Origin of the sequence: Thiohalocapsa sp., assembly GCF_019695415.1 — a bacterium.
Lineage (GTDB): Bacteria > Pseudomonadota > Gammaproteobacteria > Chromatiales > Chromatiaceae > Thiohalocapsa.
Genome location: NZ_JAIFKJ010000283.1, coordinates 1 through 1,518 on the forward strand (window position 1 = coordinate 1; position 1,518 = coordinate 1,518).

The following is a 1,518-nucleotide window of genomic DNA, read 5'->3' on the forward strand; positions in this document are numbered from 1 at the left end:
GCCGGGGGTTGGGGGGGGGGGGGGGTGTGGGTGCTGGGGGGGGGCAGGGGGGGCGGGGGGGGAGTGCGGTGGGGTGTCGTGGTGGCGTCCCGTCCAAGGGCCGGCGGGCTGGCCAAGGCGCTGCTCGGCCTCAAGGATCTGGTTTTGGTGGGAGTCTTTCTGAGCATCGGTGTCGCAGCGACGCCCACTCTGGACATGGCGCCGGTGGTCATCCTGTTGCTGGTCGCATTACTGCTGAAAGGCTTCTTGTTCGAGCAGTTGTTGCTGGCGTTCCGGCTGCGTGCCCGCACGGCCCTGCTGGGCGCGCTGGCGCTGTTCAACTACAGCGAGTTCGGACTCATCGTCGCTGCTGTCGCCGCCAAGAATGACTGGCTGCCGCCGGACTGGCTTGCCATTATCGCCATCACACTCGCACTCTCATTTGTCGTCTCTTCGCCGGTCAACAGCCAGTCACACGTCATCTACGAGCTCTTCAGCCGCCGGCTGCGCCGACAGGAGCGGCGGCAGCGCATCCCGGCGGAGGTGGAGATCGATCCGGGTGATGCGAATGCGATGATCCTCGGCATGGGCCGCATCGGCGGTGGCGCCTACGACTTCCTGGTGCAGGAGCGGGGGCTCAGGCCGGTGGGTGTCGATGCCGACCCGGATTCGGTGAACCGGCAACAGGCGGCGGGGCGCAATGTCGTGCAGGGCTCGGCGACGGACGCGGATTTCTGGCACCGCCTGCACCTGGACGACGGCCACATCAAGCTGGTGCTGCTGGCCATGCCCCAGGCCTCGGAGAACGTCTTCGCCGCGGAGCATCTCCTCAAGGAGGGGTTCGAGGGCACCATCGGTGCCATTGCCAAGTTTCCCGACGATGAAGCGGCGCTCCGTGCGGCAGGCGTCCACCAGGTGTTCAACCTCTACGCCGAGGCCGGCGCGGGATTGGCGCAGCACGTGTGCTCGGAGGCGACGCTTGCGATAAACGAGATCGATACATCTGGTGCTGACAGGGCGGATGCCCCGGCCGGGGCGCGCTGAGAGGTGGCGACGCGCCGCCGCGATCCAAAAAAAAGCGGCCAATCTTGGCCGCCAAAGGACGCACAGCTAGGGACCGATCATTGCGGAGCCCAACTGACCGACCCGGCATAACAGCTGGAACTCCGCAACTGCTCGCCGCCGCCGCTCGATGCCGTGTCGAATCGCAGGAGTCTCGGCGAACAGACCTAGCCGAATAGGGCTCGGCCGCGCGTTGAACCTTTTTTGCTGGTCGTGGCCGCGTCACGGCGACGAAAGCGCAGAGCCGTGCAGCCGTGCGCTTGATGTTGGAAGCCTAGCCTCAGGCGCTGGCAGGCGTGAACCCTGTTCATCGGTCTTGACGGCACGTTTGTCGGTGTCGGCGCGGCCTGGTGCGCTCCCCGCCGCCGGCCCGACCCAGAGTTCGGGGATGGTGTTGGGGCTGCTTGGCTGGGGGCTCGAGGGCGTCCACCGAGGCGCGGAGGGTCCGCTGCCGCCCCCGCTGTCCCCCGGGGGTAG

The 1,518-nt window shown here is 67.4% G+C and carries 1 protein-coding gene; it reads left to right on the forward strand.

Annotated elements, in window-relative coordinates; genetic code table 11:
- Positions 1-1,023: cation:proton antiporter family protein (locus I6U14_RS08075; RefSeq protein ID WP_296898328.1), on the forward strand; the 1,023-nt coding region annotated here is incomplete at its 5' end.
- Between the last annotated feature and the right edge of the window lie 495 nt (positions 1,024-1,518).